Annotated in this window: 17 protein-coding genes; 12 read left to right on the forward strand and 5 right to left on the reverse strand. The window is 52.3% G+C overall.

Going from position 1 to position 20,917, the window contains the following annotated elements; genetic code table 11:
- From C7B82_RS24040 to C7B82_RS24055, 4 genes are all read left to right on the forward strand, one after another.
- Positions 1-831, forward strand: coding sequence for a PilN domain-containing protein (locus C7B82_RS24040; RefSeq protein ID WP_106259244.1), 831 nt, complete (start codon positions 1-3; stop codon positions 829-831).
- On the forward strand, positions 828-1,706 hold the full coding sequence (locus tag C7B82_RS24045; protein WP_106259245.1) for a potassium-transporting ATPase subunit F: 879 nt from the start codon (positions 828-830) through the stop codon (positions 1,704-1,706). The genes C7B82_RS24040 and C7B82_RS24045 overlap by 4 nt, the downstream gene beginning before the upstream one ends.
- Before the next feature lie 99 nt (positions 1,707-1,805).
- The gene (locus tag C7B82_RS24050) at positions 1,806-4,148 is read left to right on the forward strand and encodes a type IV pilus secretin family protein (RefSeq protein ID WP_245940068.1); all 2,343 of its coding nucleotides are present in this window, start codon (positions 1,806-1,808) and stop codon (positions 4,146-4,148) included.
- A gap of 140 nt (positions 4,149-4,288) precedes the next feature.
- The gene (locus C7B82_RS24055; RefSeq protein ID WP_106259247.1) at positions 4,289-5,641 is read left to right on the forward strand and encodes a PQQ-dependent sugar dehydrogenase; all 1,353 of its coding nucleotides are present in this window, start codon (positions 4,289-4,291) and stop codon (positions 5,639-5,641) included.
- Positions 5,642-5,832: 191 nt separating this feature from the next.
- Here C7B82_RS24055 and C7B82_RS24060 read toward each other — a convergent pair whose 3' ends face one another.
- A complete protein-coding gene (locus tag C7B82_RS24060; RefSeq protein WP_106259249.1) occupies positions 5,833-6,594 on the reverse strand; it encodes an SH3 domain-containing protein in 762 nt (253 codons plus the stop codon).
- A 474-nt stretch (positions 6,595-7,068) separates the two neighbouring features.
- On the opposite strand from C7B82_RS24060, the gene C7B82_RS24065 reads away from it, so the two are divergent.
- Both C7B82_RS24065 and C7B82_RS24070 read left to right on the forward strand, forming a co-directional pair.
- The gene (locus C7B82_RS24065; RefSeq protein ID WP_219904667.1) at positions 7,069-8,439 is read left to right on the forward strand and encodes a glycoside hydrolase 100 family protein; all 1,371 of its coding nucleotides are present in this window, start codon (positions 7,069-7,071) and stop codon (positions 8,437-8,439) included.
- A gap of 284 nt (positions 8,440-8,723) precedes the next feature.
- Complete coding sequence (locus tag C7B82_RS24070) at positions 8,724-10,010, forward strand: MSMEG_0569 family flavin-dependent oxidoreductase (RefSeq protein WP_106259285.1); 1,287 nt, start codon at positions 8,724-8,726, stop codon at positions 10,008-10,010.
- Positions 10,011-10,104: 94 nt separating this feature from the next.
- On the opposite strand, the gene C7B82_RS24075 is transcribed toward C7B82_RS24070, so the two are convergent.
- From C7B82_RS24075 to C7B82_RS34405, 3 genes are all read right to left on the reverse strand, one after another.
- The gene (locus C7B82_RS24075; RefSeq protein WP_479687793.1) at positions 10,105-10,536 is read right to left on the reverse strand and encodes a PIN domain-containing protein; all 432 of its coding nucleotides are present in this window, start codon (positions 10,534-10,536) and stop codon (positions 10,105-10,107) included.
- A gap of 52 nt (positions 10,537-10,588) precedes the next feature.
- Positions 10,589-10,840, reverse strand: coding sequence for a UPF0175 family protein (locus C7B82_RS24080; RefSeq protein WP_106259252.1), 252 nt, complete (start codon positions 10,838-10,840; stop codon positions 10,589-10,591).
- 168 nt (positions 10,841-11,008) lie between these two features.
- Positions 11,009-11,140 (reverse strand): hypothetical protein, encoded by a 132-nt coding sequence (locus tag C7B82_RS34405; protein WP_281259038.1) that lies wholly within the window; start codon positions 11,138-11,140, stop codon positions 11,009-11,011.
- Between the two features lie 76 nt (positions 11,141-11,216).
- On the opposite strand from C7B82_RS34405, the gene C7B82_RS24085 reads away from it, so the two are divergent.
- On the forward strand, positions 11,217-11,441 hold the full coding sequence (locus C7B82_RS24085) for a hypothetical protein (RefSeq protein WP_106259254.1): 225 nt from the start codon (positions 11,217-11,219) through the stop codon (positions 11,439-11,441).
- Complete coding sequence (locus tag C7B82_RS24090; RefSeq protein ID WP_106259255.1) at positions 11,438-11,722, forward strand: type II toxin-antitoxin system RelE/ParE family toxin; 285 nt, start codon at positions 11,438-11,440, stop codon at positions 11,720-11,722. The genes C7B82_RS24085 and C7B82_RS24090 overlap by 4 nt, the downstream gene beginning before the upstream one ends.
- 12 nt (positions 11,723-11,734) lie before the next feature.
- Here C7B82_RS24090 and C7B82_RS24095 read toward each other — a convergent pair whose 3' ends face one another.
- Positions 11,735-15,535 carry a tetratricopeptide repeat protein gene (locus tag C7B82_RS24095; RefSeq protein ID WP_106259257.1) on the reverse strand — a complete coding sequence of 1,267 codons (3,801 nt, stop codon included), beginning with the start codon at positions 15,533-15,535 and terminating at the stop codon, positions 11,735-11,737.
- Between the two features lie 167 nt (positions 15,536-15,702).
- Between C7B82_RS24095 and C7B82_RS24100 the strand changes: the two genes are divergently transcribed.
- From C7B82_RS24100 to C7B82_RS24115, 4 genes are all read left to right on the forward strand, one after another.
- Positions 15,703-16,122, forward strand: coding sequence for a hypothetical protein (locus C7B82_RS24100; protein WP_106259259.1), 420 nt, complete (start codon positions 15,703-15,705; stop codon positions 16,120-16,122).
- Positions 16,123-16,540: 418 nt separating this feature from the next.
- Positions 16,541-16,906 carry a hypothetical protein gene (locus C7B82_RS24105; protein ID WP_106259260.1) on the forward strand — a complete coding sequence of 122 codons (366 nt, stop codon included), beginning with the start codon at positions 16,541-16,543 and terminating at the stop codon, positions 16,904-16,906.
- A 973-nt stretch (positions 16,907-17,879) separates the two neighbouring features.
- Entirely contained in the window at positions 17,880-19,241 is a 1,362-nt protein-coding gene (locus C7B82_RS24110) for a diaminobutyrate--2-oxoglutarate transaminase (RefSeq protein ID WP_245940070.1), read from the forward strand.
- Positions 19,242-19,299: 58 nt separating this feature from the next.
- A complete protein-coding gene (locus C7B82_RS24115; protein ID WP_106259263.1) occupies positions 19,300-20,823 on the forward strand; it encodes a pyridoxal phosphate-dependent decarboxylase family protein in 1,524 nt (507 codons plus the stop codon).
- Positions 20,824-20,917 lie beyond the last annotated feature (94 nt).

Here is a 20,917-nt window from a genome sequence, read left to right on the forward strand (position 1 = left end):
ATGTACAGTCTGGATATTAATTTCCTCAACGACCGCCCGGAATATAGACCGGAAAGCTCACGCCAAAAGACGAGAGCAGTCTCTACAGACAGTAAGCGGCCGCTCTTTATTGGTGCAGCCGTGGCTGTGGCACTGTTAGCAGCAGCTGGTGGATCGTTGCTGTTTTTGCAGGCGCAGAATGCCAGCTTGGAGCAACGCCAAGCCGAGCTAGACAGTCAGCTTGGCGACTTGACCGCAAAGCAAAAGCAAATTGCTGACATCAACAATCAAACGAAGCAGATTAAGGATGAAACAGGCGCGTTGGCAAGCGTGTTTAACCTGGTCAAACCCTGGTCTGCCATGATGCAGGAAGTGCGCGATCGCATTCCTCCTGGTGTGCAAATTTTAAACATCACCCAGTCAGTCTCTACCGGACAAGCATCGCCGCAGCCCAGTGCCAGTCCCAGTCCAGGCGGGGCTGCCCCAGCTGTCAATCCACCAGCCTCAGTGCTGCAAATTACGGGTCTTGCCAATTCGTTCAACGATGTCAACGACTTTCTGCTGGTACTGCAAAAATCCAACTTTTTGAAAGCTGAAAACACAAGGCTGATCAAAGCAACGTTGCAGAAAGATGCCCCCAAGATTGAGTCGCTGAAGCTGAAAAACACTCAACAACAGGTTCCAAATACTGATGAGTTGCCTCAATTACCGAAGCAGGTAGAATTCCAAATTGAAACAGCCTTGAGCGATGTACCAGCCTCTGATCTACTGCGTGAGCTTGATCGTAAGGGTGCCGTCGGGCTCGTGACCCGGATTGAAGATTTGCAACGTAAGGGAGTGATCAAACCATGACCGCTGGCGGTGACTTTCTTCCCAACGAACCGAACCTGGACACTGAGCCCAGTTATCCAGTGGTTTTTGGTATCGCGCTCACTCCTACAATTCTCGGCATTTTGCTTGCAGTGGGTGGTATCGCGCTGGCAGCTTACCTGTTTGTGAGTCTAGTGCAGCCTGCCTTGGAAAAATTCAATGATTTGAAACAGAAAGTAGAGGCTAAAGAAGCGCAGGTACAGCAGGCAGCAGAAATTGCCAAGCAAGTTGCCGAGGCAAATACCAACCTGGAAGCAGCAAAAAAGCAACGTACTGAAGTCTTAAATCTGTTTTCCAATGAATCAACCCTCAACACATTACTGCTCGACCTCAATCGTCAGGTTGAGACGCGTAATGCAGGCGTTGCCAAACTGGAGCAAGATCGCTTGGCGGCGTGCCCTGCCTGGGTACGCAACAATGTGCAGGCGTTGCGCAAGGATAATGACATTGAACTGGCACGAAAGGCTTCACTGAAGGACTTTACACCTGATGCTAAGGCATCGGGCATCATCGCAGACAGTGCCTATGGTTCACTGGTGAACAACAAACTGAAGCGCCAGGTTGCCAACGTCGTCTTTGAAGGCAATGTTAATCAAACACAGGCAATTTTCCGCAATATTGAGCGGCTACAGCCATTTCTGGTGTTTAAGGACGTGAAGATTGTGGTGGGTGATGGTACGCAAGCCACCAATAGCAACATCAATCGGCTGTTTGAGATTCGGAACGGCACTTTTCAGTTCTTGACTAACTGTCAGCCCGAGCAGAAACTGACCACAACCTTCAAGCTGGAAGCACTGTCACCCCTCACACCTGAAGAAGCCCCTAAACCAGCGCCAACACCAGCGCCAGCGAAGTAAAGTGACCAGCGAGAACCCCCATAGAATACACGTCCGTGCAACGCGTCTAAACCCAGCATTTGTGCAAGCAATCTAACTGATTTGAGTGAGGAAGGAATCGTGAAACAGTCTCTAGGATTTAATGGCATCGTGCTGGGTGGGGCGATCGCACTAATGGCGAGTCAGCCAACTCTGGCAGCACCGGTTCAGGTTACAGGTGTGCAGCTGAATCAGACCGCATCAGGTGTTGATGTCACGCTGCAGACAAAAGCAGGGGCACGTCCCCAGGTCTTTGCCGTGAACCGCAGCAACAGCTGGACGGCTGACCTGCCAAGCAGTCAACTGCAGCTACCAGGTGGGAAGAGTTTCCGCAAGGAGAACCCAGCACCGGGTATTGCTTTAGTGACAGTGGCTCCCCTTGATGCCACTAGTGTACGAGTGACAGTTGTGGGCAAGACGGGTGCTCCAGTGGGGCAAGTTGTCCGACCCGACCAGGGTGGCGTGAAGTTGAGCGTGAGCCCGTTTGGTACGAAACAAGCTGCGGCTACAACGACAGCATCGTTTCCAGCTCCCGCTCGATCGCTGTCTGTGTTAGCGCAACCATCGCCTGTCCCGTTCACCCCCCTGCCGTCTACATCGGCATCGCCAAGGACAACCACAACGATTACTGTCCCCACACCAACCAAGCCTCTAACGCTGGCTCAAACAACGCCCGCTCAACCGGCACCAGCGGCTAGCCCGACGCCAAGCCCCGCACCTTTACCAGGCAGACCAACCGCTGTTCCGACTAATCAAACGGCACCCTTACTGCCCAATCCAGACGTGCAGATCCAGGGTCCAGGAGTCGTGCCGCCTGGTGTTCAAAGTGTTTCCCCACGTGCAGTGCCGCCGCCAGTGGGTGATATTTCAACCGCGCAGGTGGATGCCTCTGGAACGTCGATCGACCTGGGTTCTGCAGAACGGGTGCCTCGTCTGGTGCTGCGCGATGCTCCTGCGCGAGAAGTGCTGGGACTGTTGGCACGGACAGCAGGGCTTAACCTCGCCTTTGTTAATGATCTACTAGCGCAAGGGCAAGCAGGTCAGCCACCACAAGCAGGACAGGCAACGAGCAACGATGGTCCGAAAATCACGCTCGATATTGAAAACGAGCCGGTGCAGAATGTGTTTAACTACGTGCTGCAACTTACCGGTCTAGAAGCGAATCGAGTGGGTCGCACCATCTTTGTGGGGCCAAAGTTACCTAACTCAGCGCGGAATCTGGTAGTGCGGAGTGTACGCCTCAATCAGGCATCCATTACCAGTGCCATCAATTTTCTCGTGACGTTGGGTGCCGAGAGTGCAGTCAGCCGCGATCGCCTTGTAACGAATGCGACAGCCGTACCAGTCGGTCAACTAGCAGGTGGTGGTTCGGCAATCACACAAACGCAAACCGCTACTGAATCTCGGATTGAGAACCAGCGCGTCAATTATGTAGACTCCACACCGTTGCTCCGAGGGCTGCAGATCTCTGGCGATGAGCGCACGAACCAGGTAACGCTAGTCGGTGAACCTAAAAAAGTAGGCATTGCGATCGCGCAGCTGGCCCAGCTTGATATTCGCCGACGCCAGGTAACTGTCAACGTTCGTGTCGTTGACGTAGACTTATCCAGCCTCGATCGGTTCTCTGCCAGTTCATCCTTCGGCATCGTTGATAATACGCGTGCAACACTTGATGCCGGTAATGCCGTCATTAACTTTGGTAATAGAGCCCCTGCCACTACAGGGCTTGGCAGTGGCATTAACGCAATTGGATCAGTGTTGGGTGCTGGTGGTGGCGCTCCATTCAATTTTGCGAAGAACTTCCTTCTTCAATTGCAAGCCGCGGTTACCAGTGGTAACGCCAAAATTCTGACGGATCCAACCTTGTTAGTACAGGAAGGGCAAACGGCAACGATCAACGTGACCCAGGAAGTAGTCACAAACCTGACCCAACAAACAACGGCTTCTACAAACTCAACGCAAACGACCATTACAGTTGAGAAAGGCCGCGCAGGCTTGATTTTACCGATTAAGGTCGATCGCATTGATGATAACGGCTTTATTTCTCTATCAATTGCACCGTCCGTTTCACGCATTGGCGATCAACAGTCCATCAACATTCAGGGCAGCGCTAATGTAATCAACCTCCTGACAGAGCGCCGTCTGGAATCTGGACAAGTGCGGTTGCGCGATGGGCAAACCCTCCTGCTAACAGGCATCATTCAGGACGAAGATCGGACAACGGTTACCAAGGTTCCCATCTTGGGCGACATTCCACTCCTGGGTGCGCTCTTTCGGAGTACCAGTCGCACCAATCAACGACGAGAAGTGATTGTCATTGTGACACCCCGCGTTCTGGATGACAGCCAAAATTCCACGTTTGGTTACGGTTATGCACCCAGCCCCACAGTGCAACAGGTGCTTGAAAACGGCAACAAGAAGTAAACACCTCCTTTTTGATACCCACGTGCAGCGCTTGCTCTAAGAGTCGTACGTGGGTGTTTGAGTAAGATCTTTCTTACGCCTTATGGCAACAACTGGTTACTAGGCTAGCGTAGTAACCAGTTGTTGCTTCATAGCCTGCTATGATCCGTTTGCCCTTTTTAACCCTCCTTGGGCTTGCTGTGGTTGCCTGTCGCACAGCTGACACCTCGCGCGCTGCACCAAGCATTTCGCCATCCTCGACTGGCTCAGTGCAGATCAGTGAACAAACTCAAACAAACGCAGCCCAAGCTCCAGCAGCGAAGCTGATGCCGACAGCGGTGCTTTCACCACAGCCGATCGCCATTACGCCTGCCAGCTTACCGAAACCCTACGCCAGTAGCAGCGCGTCTAAATCGCCCAATGTCATTCCCATTCCGCCCACGCCAACGCTCAAGGTTCCAACCGGCTTTGTGGTGACTATTTTCGCTGAAGGGTTAGACCGTCCTCGCTGGCTAGCACTAACGCCCACGGGTGATGTTCTGGTCACAGAAACCCGCCAGAACCGCATCCAGTTATTGCGCGATGCTAATAAAGATGGTGTGGCTGAGGTCAAAAAAACGTTTGCTAGTTCGCAAAACAGCTTGAATATTCCGTTTGGGATGTCATTCAGCAATGATGCCTTTTTCTTAGGCAATACCGCTGCTGTTTTGCGCTTTCCTTACACAAAAGGGCAGGAGCAACTTCAAGGAACTGGCACCAAAATTACCGATTTACCAGGCGGCGGCTATAACCAGCACTGGACAAGGAATGTCGTGGTCTCGCCCGATCGCACCAAGCTGTATGTGTCGATCGGCTCTCAATCGAATGCCGATGAAGAACCCTTACCACGCGCTTCAGTGCAGGTCATGAACCTGGATGGTTCCGATCGCCAAACGTTTGCCTCTGGGTTGCGTAACCCGGTGGGACTGGCTTTTCACCCGACCACACGCGATCTTTACGCGACAGTCAACGAGCGCGATGGCTTGGGCGATGACTTAGTGCCTGACTACTTCACTCGACTCCAGACAGGGCAGTTCTATGGCTGGCCTTACGCCTACATGACACCCGATCGCCTCGATCCGAACCACGTCCAAAACGGACGCAGCAGCCGTCCTGACCTGGCAGCTCAAACCCGTACGCCCGATGTGCTCTTTCAGGCACATTCCGCTGCGCTAGGACTACAGTTTTACAACGGTCAGACCTTTCCAGCCAAGTACCGCAACGGTGCCTTTGTTGCCTTTAGAGGTTCCTGGAACCGCGATCGGGGAACAGGTTATAAGATCGTCTTTGTGCCTTTTAGCGCAGAGGGGCGACCACAAGGTTATTACGAAGATTTTTTGACCGGCTTTCTCGTCAATCCGTCTGGCCCCGATACATGGGGTAGACCCGTCGGCTTATTGGCCCTTCCCGATGGCAGTTTGTTACTGACTGAAGAAGCAAATGGACGGATTTACCGGATTCAGTACAAAGGATGAGGGAAGGGGAGTGGGGAAGGGGGAAGGGGAAAGTTTTGAGTAGCGCTAGCTCCGAAGGAGCCACTTCGTGTACGCGCCGACAAGCTAGAGAGTTTTGAGTTAGAAGAGAGGAGTCAGCCTTTAGCCTTTCTCCTCCTGCCTCCCTTGCGCCCTCGGCTTCTGACTCCTGACTGATTGCTTAAATGTCCCAATTACTTCATTTGTATCGAAAAGGCGTAGCGGTAGCCTCTAAAGTTGGACTCCAGTTCAATGGCATAATCACCAGTCTGCGAAAGTTCCCCACTCCAGCTCGATCGCTTTTCGTCTTTCTCATGCCCCAGCAGCACGCTGCCATCAGGAGCAATGATCACTGGAAACGGGCCGCGATCGCGGGTAATCGTCAGTGTTTGCCCCTTGTTCACAGGAAAAAGATAGCGATGGCTACCGGTACCAATAAAGCGATCGGCGATCGGCATGGCGGTACCATCGGCACTCAGGCTGAGGCGCTCAACTTTTTGGTTGCAGCCATTGGTTGTCCGTTGTTTAGAAATCCAACCATTCAGGGGCGTCTTGATTTGGAGCCAGCCGTTTTGGTCATCGTCCACTGTCACAAAAGTGCCGTTCTTCAATTGACCAACCACATTATCGGCCTCTGTTGTCGGTGCAGAGCGGACATTCAAAGGCGGATTAGGGTCGTTGACGAGTGCCATTCTCACTACACACGACTCGATCGTCCGGTTTGCAGCAGGCGATGAACGAGGAGTGACCGCAGTTGTTTGCTTTTGTGCCGTCGTTGTTGGCGCTACGGAAGGCGACGGGCTGAGAGGCGACGGGCTGATAGAAGGCGCGATCGGTGATGGGCTGGCTATCCCTGCTGACGGTTCTGAAGACTGGGAACAGGCCACTGTCATTCCGGCAAGCGCTGCCAACGAGAGCACAGTCGCTACAGCCAGCGCAGAAGCATTAGGTTTCATGGAGATGGTTCCTGGATGATCGTTCAATCATAGCTACACATGGCTTGAAGCTTGCGACGGATAAAGCCAAACGCTCTGTGTCGCTTTTCTAAGTGCAACAGTACTAAAGTGATTTCTAACCGATTGGGACAGGTTTGATCGCAAGGTTAACGACAAGACTCTGGCAAAACCTGCCCGTACCCAACGGTCATTTTTTGCGTGACAGGCTCCTCAGATCATCGTCACATATTTTTGTTGACTAGATCCGCTCTGACTCTCCTCAAGGAAGACGTTGCGCAACGGATCATGCAGCGGCGATCGGGTGCTTATCGAAAGTTGCCGGGTACACGAATAACTCTGGGAAATGTTTAAACAGACTGTCACATCTTTGGCCAAGATTGCTACATGCTTGGCAGTGATCGCCCAGATGTGACGTCTATATTGATCGTAGTGGTTAATTATTCTGAGACGTCATAAGTGAAGAGGGATGAAGGATTGAGCGAACAGACGATTGTCGAGCAAGCATGGGAAGCCCTTGAAAAATCCGTTATTTATTACCAGGGTCAACCGATCGGCACGATCGCTGCCAGTGACCCTGAGGTGGCATCACTAAACTACGATCAGTGCTTTATCCGCGACTTTATTTCATCAGGGCTGCTGTATTTGATCAAAGGCAAGCCCGCCATTGTGCGTAATTTTTTGGAAGCAACCCTGAAGCTCCAGCCCAAAACAGGGCAACTTGATTGCTCCAAACCCAGTCGCGGGTTGATGCCTGCGAGTTTCAAAATTGCCTCGCTCAATGGGGAAGAGTACCTTAAAGCAGACTTTGGTAATCACGCGATCGGTCGGGTGGCTCCAGCCGATGCCTGCTTGTGGTGGATTATTCTCTTGCGTGCCTATGTCATTTCGACGCAAGATTTTGAGCTCGTGCAACGCGACGATTTTCAAGAAGGCATTCGCGTCAGCCTCGAACTGTGTCTGGTCACGCGCTTCGATATGTATCCAATGGTGCTCGTGCCCGACGGAGCCAGCATGATCGATCGTCGCATGGGACTTTACGGACATCCGCTCGACATTCAATCGTTGTTTTACGCTGCGCTTCGAGCCAGTTTGGAACTGTTGGTACCGAATCCAGCCAATCAAACTGTGATTCAAGCCGTGTGCAACCGTCTACCGCTCCTGCTCCGGCAACTCCGCGAAGATTACTGGCTTGATCCAGACCGTTTGAACGTGATTTACCGCTATCAAGTAGAGGAGTACGGTGAAGAAGCGCTCAATCAATTCAACATTTACTCCGATTCCATCCCGTTTTACCGACTAGCAAAATGGATACCCGAGGCGGGTGGCTATCTAGCAGGTAATCTCGGTCCTTCCCAGTTAGACTGTCGCTTCTTTTCGTTGGGCAACCTGATGGCAATTATTGCCTCCCTCACAACAGAGCTCCAATCTCACAAGATTTTGAATTTGATTGAACTGCGCTGGAGCGATCTAATCAGCCATATGCCCATGAAGCTCTGCTACCCGGCGCTAGAAGATAACGACTGGCGTACGGTCACCGGCGCTGACCCCAAAAATCGTCCCTGGTCATATCACAACGGGGGAAGCTGGCCCGTCTTGCTGTGGATGCTAGTGGCAGCGGCAAAAAAAATGAACCGCGGCGAACTGGCACACCACGCAATCGCCATTGCTGAGCGTCGCCTGGTACAAGACCAATGGCCCGAATACTATGACGGCCCCGACGGTCGTCTCATTGGTAAAGAGTCGCGAAAGTACCAGACCTGGACGATTACTGGCTATTTACTTGCCAAAGAAATCATCGCCAATCCCGACCATCTCAAACTCATGACGTTCGATCTTGATCCGTGATGACGCTTTGATGCCGCAACAGGAATTGGCAAAGCAATGTTTAGAGAACCTAGAGACAACGTCCCTAAACATTGTAAACACACCGCTAAAAGATCACAAACTGTCATCAACCTGTCGATTTAAACAGATTTTTGCAGTCAGTTGATGGCTTTTCAGGTGGCCGCGATCGCCACCCCTCGCTAGATCATCAGACTTCAACCTTCCGTATTCAGAGATACAAACCCGCTTCTCTAGCAGCACGTACGCTTGCAAACAATCCGACCAAGCAAGCGAGTAGAAAGCACATGCAAACGCACTATCCTGTCGTCATCGTGGGCGGTGGTCAAGCAGGACTATCCATGAGCTACTGCCTGAAGGCGCGAGGGTTTGATCACATTATTTTTGAGAAAAATACGATCGGCTACTCGTGGCGTTCCAAGCGATGGGATTCGTTTTGTCTGGTGACGCCCAACTGGCAATGCAAACTTCCTGGCTTCCACTATCCCGGCGATGACCCGCACGGATTTATGCAACGGGATGAAATTGTGCAGTATATCGAAGCATACGCTGCGTCCTTTGATCCACCTCTCAAGGAAGGCATTGCGGTCTCAAAGGTGCGTCGCAATGAGGCGCAGGGTGTGTTTGAAGTGTCTACTACGATCGGTGAGTACACAGCCGATCAAGTTATTATTGCCGTCGGTGGGTATCACATTCCCAAGCTACCCACGATCGCCGAACGATTGCCCGAAGCGATCGTCCAACTGCACTCTTCTGAATACCGCAACCCCGAATCGCTACCCGCCGACAAAGCAGTGTTGGTTGTCGGTACCGGACAATCCGGCTGTCAGATTGCCGAAGATCTCCACCTGGCAGGCAAGCAAGTGCATTTGTGTGTGGGCAGTGCGCCTCGATCGCCCCGTCGCTACCGTGGCAAAGATGTGGTGGATTGGCTGGATCAAATGGGCTACTACGATCTGTCGATCGACGAGCATCCCCAGAAAGAGAAAGCCCGCACCAATACCAATCACTATGTTACGGGTCGCGGTGGCGGACGCGAAATCGACCTGCGCCAGTTTGCACTCGAAGGGATGCAACTGCATGGCAGGCTCAAGACCATTCGCGACGGCAAGCTCGAATTTGCTGCTAACCTGAAGCAAAACCTCGACCAGGCCGATGCCGTAGCCGAAAACATTAAAAAAGGCATCGATAGCTTCATCGACAAAAATCACCTCCAGGCTCCCGTTGAGCTACCGTACCAACCTGCCTGGGAACCCGATCAGGCATTGCTTGAACTCGATTATGAAGCTGCAAACATCGGAGCAGTGGTTTGGTCTACAGGGTACCATTCCGACTTTAGCTGGATCGAAATTCCCGTTTTTGATGGCAAAGGCTATCCGGGGCACGATCGCGGTGTGACAGGCATACCAGGCTTCTATTTTCTAGGGCTTCCCTGGCTCTATACCTGGGGTTCCGGTCGCTTTTCAGGTGTCGCGCGGGATGCGAACTACCTGGCTGACACGATCGTCATGCGCAAAAAAGTAGCCCAACGCAACGACTGGAGCACCATCAACGAATTTCTACTAGGTTCGTAACAACTGATAACGACTCTTAGACCTCCGAGGTTTTGAAAACCTCGGAGGTCTTGGGAGCGAAAAAATTACTCAGATAAAGGAGTTGTTCACGGGTTTAGAGTTCGTTAGAGAGATCTAAGACTCGTTGATATAACTGGGAACTGAAGCGAAACCTGGCTTGATGGATCAAAGCATCCATGACGGGCTGAACTTTGGGAATGAGGTTTCTTTGTTTGGCTGTGACCAGAATGCCCAGAATGCCAATGATAGAAAGTCCAAGTTGACGAGCTTCCTGCCGTCCTAGACGTTCATCAATGAGAAGATCATCGGCTTGGAGTTCAAGCGCCAGAGCGATCGCGTTGGCTTCTCCGGCATCTAGTCCCCGATCGCGCTGAAGCTGGTTAGCGATTGTGATATCGCTGAGCGATCGAACTTGAATCCAATCAAGCTGGAGCATGGCAGGAATGGCAGGCTTATTGGCAGCCGCGAGTTCATCGGCAACGAGGGTAGGAATGATGACGGTTTGGAGATGGCTTTTAGCAACCAGAGATGGTCAATCAGGACAAGATTACAGAGGGGAGAGGTATCGCTGACAACGATCATAGCCAGCCACGATCGCGCAGGTGCTGTACGTCTTGTTCAAAGTCTTCTACATCGTAGTGAACACAGATGCCGCGATCGGCGATGAGTCTTTGGAAGTCCATCAGATCCATCCCAGCGATTTTGCTAGCGCGGCTAAGGGTAATGCGTTCTTGCTGAAAGAGGGCGATCGCAATTTCGCGCAGCCAGTCGCTTTGGTTGAAGGTGTCGGTTTGGGCAAGGCTATCGGGGAGATCGAGGGTAATTTGCATGGTGATTCCCTGGCGCTATGCGTTTATTTTAAGGTCTGGTGGGTGGCGCTGGGGGCGAGGACGATCGCCCTGAATAGTACCGCCCAGCATTGGAAGCGTTGAGACCTCGGAGGTTTTGGAAACCTCCGAGGCCTTGGAAATGCAAGGGATTTTCCCTCCACCTCATTGCTAACTGCCAAGCCGATCGAGCGCTTTGCGAACAATCGTTGCACCATATTCATCGCTAAATTCAACAAAGATTTCCAGTGCTTGCGGCAAACAGATTCTCGCTTCTGCTGGGTTGCCCTCTGTTTCTGCCAACAACCCTGGCTGACCGTAGCTGCTGGCTTGGGCGTAGCTGTGCTTTATAATGAGAGCTAGATTGTATTACCCATCTATGTCTCACCCTCCTACCCTACAAGCAGTCATTGAGTTTGTAGAAGCTCTTACAGAAGACGAGCAAGATACACTGTTTGATTTAATCCACAAACGCCGCATCGCTAAACGTCGCCAAGAAATTGCTGAGAACGCGAAGACAACCATGCAAGCGGTCAGCAATGGCACTGCTCAGAGAGGTACTGCGATCGAACTCATGGCTGATATCTTTGGACATGACGAATGAGGGTGTTGATTTTCGATGAAAGCTTTCGTCGTGCCCTTAAACGTCGTTGTAAAAATCGTCCTAAACTTCAAGCCAACGTTTTAACAGCCCTCAGCCTACTTGAAATCGATCCGTTTTCTCCCACTCTCAAAACCCATAAGTTGCAGGGCGAACTCAAAGACCTCTGGTCTTGCTCTGTGGCATACGACTTTCGGATTGTCTTCTATTTTCAGCAGCTTGAGGATGAAGAAGAAGAGGCAATCGTTTTAGTTGATATCGGCACGCACGATGAAGTCTACTAACGTCGATCCTTTCTAACTTGAAAGCCGATCGAGCGCTTCGCGAACAATATTGCCCCAATAGTCATCGCCAAACTCGATGTATCGTTCTAACGCTTGCTGATAATGTAATTTTGCTTCCGCATACTGTTCTTCCGCTTCTGCCAGTGATCCTAAGCAGTGGTAGGTGCTAGCTTGGCTGTAGCGATCGTTGAACTCGACGCAGAGTTGCAATGCCTGCTGGTAGTGGCGACGTGCCTCTTCAAACTCGCGCAACTCCTCTGCCACCCTGCCTAATTGGTGGTAGGTGCGGGCTTGGCTGTAGCGATCGTTGAACTCGACGCAGAGTTGCAATGCCTGCTGGTAGTGGCGGCGTGCCTCCTCATACTCGCGCAACTCCTCTGCCACCCTGCCTAATTGGTGGTAGGTGCGGGCTTGGCTGTAGCGATCGTTGAACTCGACTTTGAGTTGCAATGCCTGCTGGTAGTGGCGGCGTGCCTCCTCAAACTCGCGCAACTCCTGCGCCACAATGCCTAATTGGTGGTAGGTGTCCGCTTGTTCGTAGCGATCGTTGAACTCGATGAAGAGTTGCAATGCCTGCTGGTAGTGGCGGCGTGCCTCCTCATACTCGCGCAACTCCTGCGCCACAATGCCTAATTGGTGGTAGGTATTGGCTTGGCTGTAGCGATCGTTGAACTCGATTTTGAGCTGCAATGCCTGCTGGTAGTGGCGGCGTGCCTCCTCAAACTCGCGCAACGCCTCCGCCACCCTGCCTAATTCGTGGTAAGTGCGGGCTTGGCTGTAGCGATCGTTGAACTCGATCCAGATTTGCAACGCCTGCTGGTAGTGGCGGTGTGCTTCTTCAAACTCGCGCAGCTCCTGCGCCACAATGCCTAATTGGTGGTAGGTGAGGGCTTGGCTGTAGCGATCGTTGAACTCGATTTTGAGCTGCAATGCCTGCTGGCAGTGGCGGCGTGCCTCCTCAAACTCGCGCAACTCCTGCGCCAAGCTGCCTAATTGGTGGTAGGTATGGGCGATCCAACGTTGTTTTTGTTGCTCTTCCAAACTTGGTGCTGATGTCAACGCATCTAGCAATTCTTGGAAAGCTTTTCTTGCTTGTGAGTACTGCTGTGTTTCCAGGTATTTTCCTGCTCTTTGCCCAAACACAATAACGACTTGATCCGCTAACTCATTCTCTTTAAGTTCAGATGGGTAGCTCTCTAACTTCTGGGCAACAAACTCTACAAGCTGTAATCCGCTTTGGGTGTCACTGATACACTGAAAATAAGTATCCAGGCAATAAAATATATTGACCCTCTCTTGCTTCTCTAAGCAAATCTGCAAAGCGTTGTAGAGATTCTCATATTCCCATTGGCAGAAAATAATTCCCGTTTGTCGCTCCTGTGGCTCTTTCGAGTCCATCAATTGTTTGTAATATCTTGCCAATCCTCGATAGTGGGTTTTAAATCCCTCCGATAGCGCCTCACGGGTTAACCCATCGAGTTGGTTCAGCTTTGTTTTCAAGAAGTAGGGAAACACGGGCTGAATTGTCAGCAGGTGTGGATTATTGGCATCAACGGGCGACAGCAAGCCCCAATCAATGGCTTCCTGGATCGCGCCATCCAACTGCTCAAAGGGATAGTCCTGAAAGGGGGCTAATTGCTGCAACTGCTCGGCATACTGCGGCAAAACCGAACGAACCAGAAACCCACTGAAGGGAGCCAAACACACCAGCAGCTTTTGGGCATCGGCAGACAGGTTGCTGTGGGAATACTCCACGCACTTCAAAATACTTTTGGTCTTATCCTCGCTATTTCCATCGGCGATCCCATCGCCAATATCCAGCCCCGCCAATATCTCTGTCGCACTCTGCCGCCGCAGGTTGCCCAGCACCACTTCCATCGCCAGCGGATACCCCGCCAGCAGCTTCATCAGCTTCCGAAAGTCCTCGCTCTGCCGAATCTTTTCAATTTTGCGTTCATCCGGCATCCCGTTGGTCTGGATCTGGCGCGCCAAAATCTGGTCTGCCAGTGCCGTGCGTGCCTCCGCATCCAGTCCCCGCAGTTCATATACGGCTCCTTTCAGCACGCTATCCAGCCATTGCTCACGGCTCCGCGACCCCAGCACTACCTTCGTCTTGCCGCGATTGTCCCCTACCAGCCGCTGCAAAAAGTCCCGCAGCTTTGCCTGCTCCTGCGGGTTCAGCGTGTTTTGAATCGCCAGCGCCTGCCCCGTCACCGACTCCAGGTTATCCAGCATCAGGGCATAGGGCTGTGCCTTCAGCGTTGCCACCAGTTTTGCCACCTGTGCCCCCAGCGGCATCACCTGAAACTGCGCCGCCTCATAGGGGTCATACACCCGATGGGCAATGGCAAATAGGATCTGCTCCAGGGTGTACGCTCTCTGGTCATAGCCAAAATAGAACACGTCTTTCACAAACTGCGTCGTCTGCCACCATTCGCGCAAATAGTTGAGCAGCGTGGTCTTGCCCGTGCCGCCCATGCCCTGCACCAGCAGCACGTTCTGCCGCAGCAGCGATCGCTCAATCTTTAAGATCTCCAGATCCCGCCCCACAAACCCATAGGTCGGCGCTTCAAACCGATAGAGCGACTCCTGCTCCTGCCAGTAGGCGGCTTCTGCCTGGGGCGTTGGAAATGGTTGCAGCCCCAGGTTCACCTGTCCCCGTCGATACACCACGGGCAGCAGCCAGTCCTCCAGGCGAATGGTCTGGTTAAAGTACGCCCGCCGCTCTTTGCGATCGTGCAGCGCCTTCCGTCCTAGCCGGATCGCCTCATCCAACCCCTTGCCCGCAAACAGTTGCCCATACAGCGTCTGCATCAAGATCTCCGCTGCCGACACCGTGACGGAATAGCCCATCGCCAGCACCGTCTGCATCCCCGCTGCCATCAACGCCGCGCCCAGACTCGTCTCCCGCTCATCCCCGCGAATCTGCTTCGCCGACTGACACGCATTCAGAATGCACACGGGCACCTGCTTCCCGGTCAGCAGCTTTGCCAACTCCGCCGCCTCGCGTAAGTCCGATTCTCCCGGCTTGCCGCTCTCAAACGACAGAAACGCCCGCACCCCATCAAACGGCTCCAGTGCTTCCCCAAACCGAAAGGTAAAGCGATCGTGGGGTATTGACGCCAACTGCTCAAAGCTGATCACCGCCCCATGCATATCCAGGTGGACGATGTGATAGAACCCTGCGCCCTTATCATCCAGATGCGCGGTCAACGCCTCAAACGTCGCCGGACGCAGCAGATCCACCTGCACCCGCAGTTTGCTTTGCTGGATCAACTCCATCAGGGGACGGGAAATCGTGCGATGGTTCACATCATGCTCTTCCCCCGGTCGTGCCGTCACCACCAGCAGCCGAATCACCGGAGCCGGAGCGATCACCGCATTGACCGCCGTCGCTTTCACCCGCTTTCGCACCATGACGCAATCCACCGCCAGCGATCGGGGCATCTTGGGGTCGTGCAGTGCCTCCCAGTGCAACGCCTGAAACTCTGTACTGTCACCGATGATCTCAATCTGCGTGAGGACATCCCGCGTGGCTTTGTACTCGCTGTAGGCATCCACATCCCGTTTGAACACCTGCTCAAACAACGCCTCCCCATACGATCGCACACTGTCTCGCGCCCGTTCTGCCCGTGCCGTCTGGGTGAGGGGAAACACCAGCCACTGCTCAAAATACCATTCCAGCTCCGCCTCTTGTTCTGGCAGAAACGGGTTCTCTACGACGATCGGGTACTCTGTTCCCCCGTCAAAACTTAAGATCGCCTTAAACCCGGTTTCCGTCTTTTGCTGCTCGCGAATGCTAATGATAGACATGGGCAGAGATTTTGGGTGGAGAGAGGCTGGTTTCAACAACTACATCATTATTCCCTACGGTTCCAGAACGATCCGGTAAGGGCGTAGCATTAGGGCAACGCGCCTTGACGTTATCCAACCATCCGTGCCCCAATGCTACGCCCCTATGAACATCGGAGACATGCCAGATGCAACTGAGCGAAACTGAACTCTTGCAGGTACAGCAAGCCTTACGCGATTATGAACCCTCCCAGCCCGCGATCGCCACTCTGATCGATCAAGACGGCGATCTCGATGCTAGCCTGGAACTGCTGCTGCGATCGCAACAGGGAACCGCCACCTTTGGGCAGGCATCCCTCAAGCAAGTCACCCTGGACGTTTTGCGCGAGCAACTCTGCGGCGATGAAGGCTTCCGGCAAAAGCTCAAAGACTACATGAAAAATAAAGAGAGTACCCCCCTGCTCACCGGGTTAATTATCTATCTAGCCAGTCAGGTGGTCTTGCCCTTCCCCATCGATCCAGCCTTGGCTACCTTAGCCGTGCTATACATTTCTAAGCTCTCCCTGGAAATCTTTTGTCGCTATACAGAGCCTTCAAAGGATGCCTGAAGCGATCGCTTGCCCATCCTCAGCCCAGATCCCCGGCTTCTGGCAAAAACGCAGCGCCATACAGTTTCTTTTCCATAGAAGCCGGGGATCTTGACCGCCATCCAAACCCATTGACCGATCGAGCGAACGTATTGCCTCGTCGAGAACGCAAAGTAACCCATTGAGAACGCGAATCAATCCGTCGAGGACGCAAAGCCACCCATCGATCGAACGAGTTGACCGATCGAGTAAGCCAATTGACCCGTCGATCGCACGAATTGACCCGTCAAGATGAAGGAATGGTAAATCCCGCGTCTCGATCTATCCCTTTTGCTGGCATCTGTTTGAAGAGTCTTTGAAGCCTGCCTCTTGTTGATTGATCCAGGGCGGCGATCGGGCATCTTCACCTTATCCAGTTCAATCGTCAGGGAATCGAACCATGTTCACGCAAAACACCAATAACCGCCTCAGTCCCAGTATTCTGAATGCAGACCAGGACATCTACCAGGGGTTACAGACCATCACTGGCTACACCCCTCATCGTCAAGAAGCCTCCCTCCCTCAGATCGAACAAGCCCAGGCTGAAATGCTGAAATCACAGCAGCTCGAAGCCCAACTCAAAGCACAATACCGTGCGGCTCTGGATGCTGCCCGTATTGCCGAATGGGCGTTTCACAACACCATTCTGGAAGCCAAAACCGCTGTGATTGCTCAGTTTGGAGCCGATAGCAGCGAAGCCCAAACCGTCGGACGCAAGAAAAAGTCTGCTTACAAGCGTCCCGTGCGGCAGAAGAAAGCAGCGTAGGCAGGGCTTGAGCACCGTTGATCCTCTCCAGTCGTCCCCTTGTTGAACCTATCTAAGCTCAGGAAGGCATTTTTTAGGCCTTTCGCCCCTTGCCTTGCCCCGTCCTGAACTCAAGTTTGGGCTAGGAGCAGAACGTCCGTTGCAACGGACTTTGTACGATTTGCCGGTCATTCATTACAGGGCAGGCTGATGCCACTGGTGCCAGATCTGAGCGATCGCTTTTCTAGTCTGTCGGAACGGCTTGCCCTACCCTACATTTGCTTTTACTAAACAGGTGCTTTATTGCCGCGATCGCGTCCCTTGTCTGTTGATAGCCTCAAAGCTCTCTTTTAATTGCTGGCAGAGCAGGCGGGTCTCTGTCAGCTTGTTTTGCAAAGATTGGCTCATCAAACAGTTCCTCACTGTAAAGCTTTCTTAGGCAAGCCAAAGCACTGTTGTCAAACAAGGCTAACCGTGTAATTTTGTGTTAAACGTCTTTGACAGTTTTAGCGAAAACCGCTAGAACGACTCCCCAGCGACGCATCGACACAGCTTCCCTGCCCTGTTGCAAATCGAGAAAAGTAACCTGTCGAAAACGTTCTATTGTCGAGTTTTGCCTGGTTTTTCGATCGCTGTTCGTAGACTGCACTATGGACTGCTAACGACCTTCACGGCTTGTTAATCGCTTTGATGCCTTATACCATTTGCCTGAATTCTAGTTACAGATCCAGCACCCAACACTCGTGCTCCACACACGCTCCGCGAACAGCACTGACTAATCTGTAGCGCTATTTCGTAGAACTGGTATCAGTTCCAGTTAGCGATGAAGCACACAGGATCAATTCCAGCAACCTTTACTTCACGTCCCCATGCCAAACGCAAAGGGCTAAGTAAACGGCTTGCTGTTACATGAATAGAGTTTGCTGGTTGCCCTATGAAGGGCGATCGAGGGAGTCTGACAATTAATTTAATCCAGAATCCTTACGCTAAAACAATGAAAGAGCCGATCGATTACCTGAAACGTCAACAAGAACGCGAATCGAATGCACGCAGCTATCCCAGACGCATCCCAATTGCGATTAAGGAAGCAAAAGGCATTTATCTCACCGATACAAATGGTAAAACCTACTTCGACTGTTTGGCAGCGGCAGGCACGATGGCGCTTGGTCATAACCATCCGGTGGTGCTGGAGGCATTGCAAGCGGCAGTAACCAGCAATTTACCCTGGCAGACCTTAGATATCACCACTCCGATCAAAGATGAGTTTGTCGAAGAAATTTGGCAAAGTCTACCCCCAACGTTCGCACAGCGCGCAAAAATTCAATTTTGTGGACCGAGCGGTTCCGATGCCACAGAAGCCGCCATCAAACTGGTGAAAACAGCGACTGGCAGACGTGGCATGTTGTCGTTTGATGGGGCTTATCATGGCATGACCCACGGCTCGTTAGGCGTATCGGGCAATTTGTCGCCGAAGCAAGATGTGGCTTCGCTTATGCCAGATGTCCAGTTCTTACCCTATCCCTACCTCTACCGTTGCCCCTTTGGCTTAGGGGGTGAAAAAGGAAGCTGGGTGGGAAGCCACTATATTGAATCGATCCTGAATGATCCTGAAAGTGGCATTGTAAAGCCAGCTGGCATGATTCTGGAGCTGGTACAAGGCGAAGGGGGTGTCATTCCTGCACCTGATGAGTGGGTCAGGGAAATCAGACGGATGACTCAAGAGCACATGATTCCGCTGATTGTGGATGAAATTCAGACCGGGTGGGGGCGCACAGGGAAACTCTTTGCGTTTGAGCACAGTGGCATCATTCCCGATGTTTTGTTGCTTTCTAAAGCGATCGGTGGCGGTTTACCGTTGTCGGTCATTGTCTACCACGACTCTTTGGATGTGTGGCAAGCAGGGGCACACGCAGGCACGTTTCGCGGTAATCAATTAGCGATGGCAACGGGGCTGGCAACCATTCGCTATATCCGATCGCAAAAGCTGTCAGAACATGCCGCAGCGATGGGCGATCGCCTCCTGACTCATTTACAAACGATTCAAACTGACCATGCTTGCATCGGTGATGTGCGCGGACGTGGGTTAATGCTAGGTGTGGAAATTGTTAACCCTGACCAACCCTGCAACGGTCGTGGTGTGCATCCCAACGATCCGCAAATGGCACGCCAGATTCAGCAGGCCTGTCTCGATCGAGGCTTGATTTTGGAGCTGGGGGGTCGCCATAGCAGCGTGATCCGGTTCCTGTCGCCCCTCATTGTGACACCTGAACAAATTGACAGTATTGCTGAAATTTTTCATGCCGCTGTCAAGGTAGGAGCGGGTTTCGGACATCGCTCAGCGGCGCAACAGGGGTAACTGGCTTAACGCCCCTACCAGGGATTTGTCTGTCAACCAGCCTTATTACTACTTCACTATGACCTTTGACGATCGCCGTTTTGACCACTTCTTCCTGAATCCATCTGCCGATAGCATCAGTAGCTACAAAGCGGCGATCGCAGACGCAACCGAGATCCTGATTCAACACTTTGCCTTAGCCAATCAAGCCTACAGTGGCCTGCTGCCCCAGCAATGCAAGTTTCCTGAACCTGGGTTTGACTTGTGTCCTGAAGAAGGCACCCCCTTGTCAGATGTCTTGCAGCAGGTGGGAGCAATGGTGATTCAACATTCTGCCAACGTGTCTCATCCGACCTGCATTGCCCATTTGCACTGTCCGACGTTGGTGCCGTCCCTGGCGGCAGAATTGCTGATTAGTGCCACCAATCAGTCCATGGACTCCTGGGATCAGAGCCCTGCCGCTACGTTTTTGGAACAGCGCGTCATCGAAAGCTTGTGTCAACTCTTTGGCTTTGACCATCAAGCGGATGGTGTGTTTACCAGTGGCGGCACCCAATCAAACTTTATGGGCATGCTGCTAGCCCGCGATCGCTATGCCCAGAAGCACTTCCGGTGGTCGATTCAGGAGCAGGGGCTGCCGCCTCAAGCCTCCCAGTTTCGGATCTTGTGTTCTGATGTCGCCCACTTCACCATTCGCCAAGCCGCCGCACTATTAGGCTTAGGACAGCAGGCAGTCGTTCCAGTGGCAACGGATGCTGACTACCGCCTATCGCCGCACCATCTAGAGCAGCAGATCATTGCACTTAAGCAAGAAGGGTTGCTGCCGATCGCCATTGTGGCTACGGCTGGCACCACTGACTTTGGCAGCATTGATCCGCTCACTGATGTCGCTCAACTGGCTAAGGCGTATGACCTCTGGTTGCATGTTGATGCCGCTTACGGTGGGGCCTTAATTATGAGTGACACCTATCGTCACTTATTGCACGGCATTGCTGCGGCTGACTCTCTGACGATCGACTTCCACAAGCTTTTTTATCAACCCATTAGCTGTGGAGCGTTTCTCATCAAAGAACGAACCCACTTTGATCTGCTGAAATTACATGCCGATTACCTCAATCCTGAAACGAACGAGGACTTAGGTATTCTAGATTTAGTCGTCAAATCGGTGCAAACAACCCGTAGATTTGATGCACTCAAACTCTTTATTTCCATGCAATGTCTCGGACGCAAAACCTTTGCAGACATGATTGAAACAACCATCAATACTGCACGAGAAACAGCGTCTTTGCTAAAGGCTGATGATGTCTTTGAGCTTGCCAACATTCCGACCATAAACGCCGTTGTCTTTCGCTACATTCCTCAAACGCAGCATTCCAGCCTTGCGCTGGTTTCCTTCTCCAATCAGATCAATCAATCGATTCGTTTAGCGTTAATGCAAAAAGGACAAGCAATTATTGCTCAAACTCAAATCGGCGCTTTCATTTATCTGAAATTTACGTTGCTAAACCCTCGTACCACGGTTGTTCATACAAAAAGCTTGCTAGAAGACATTAGAACCATAGGGCAGGATTTAGAGGCAACATTACTGCTCTCTGCTGGTTGACTGACAAAGCTTACAGCCATTCCCTGCCCCGCCCTGCACTAGAAGTGCAGGCTAACGGAACGGAGTCCTCTTCAGAGGACTGCAAACCCGTTGA

Source organism: Stenomitos frigidus ULC18, from assembly GCF_003003795.1.
In the GTDB taxonomy this organism is placed as follows: Bacteria; Cyanobacteriota; Cyanobacteriia; order Leptolyngbyales; family Leptolyngbyaceae; genus Stenomitos; species Stenomitos frigidus_A.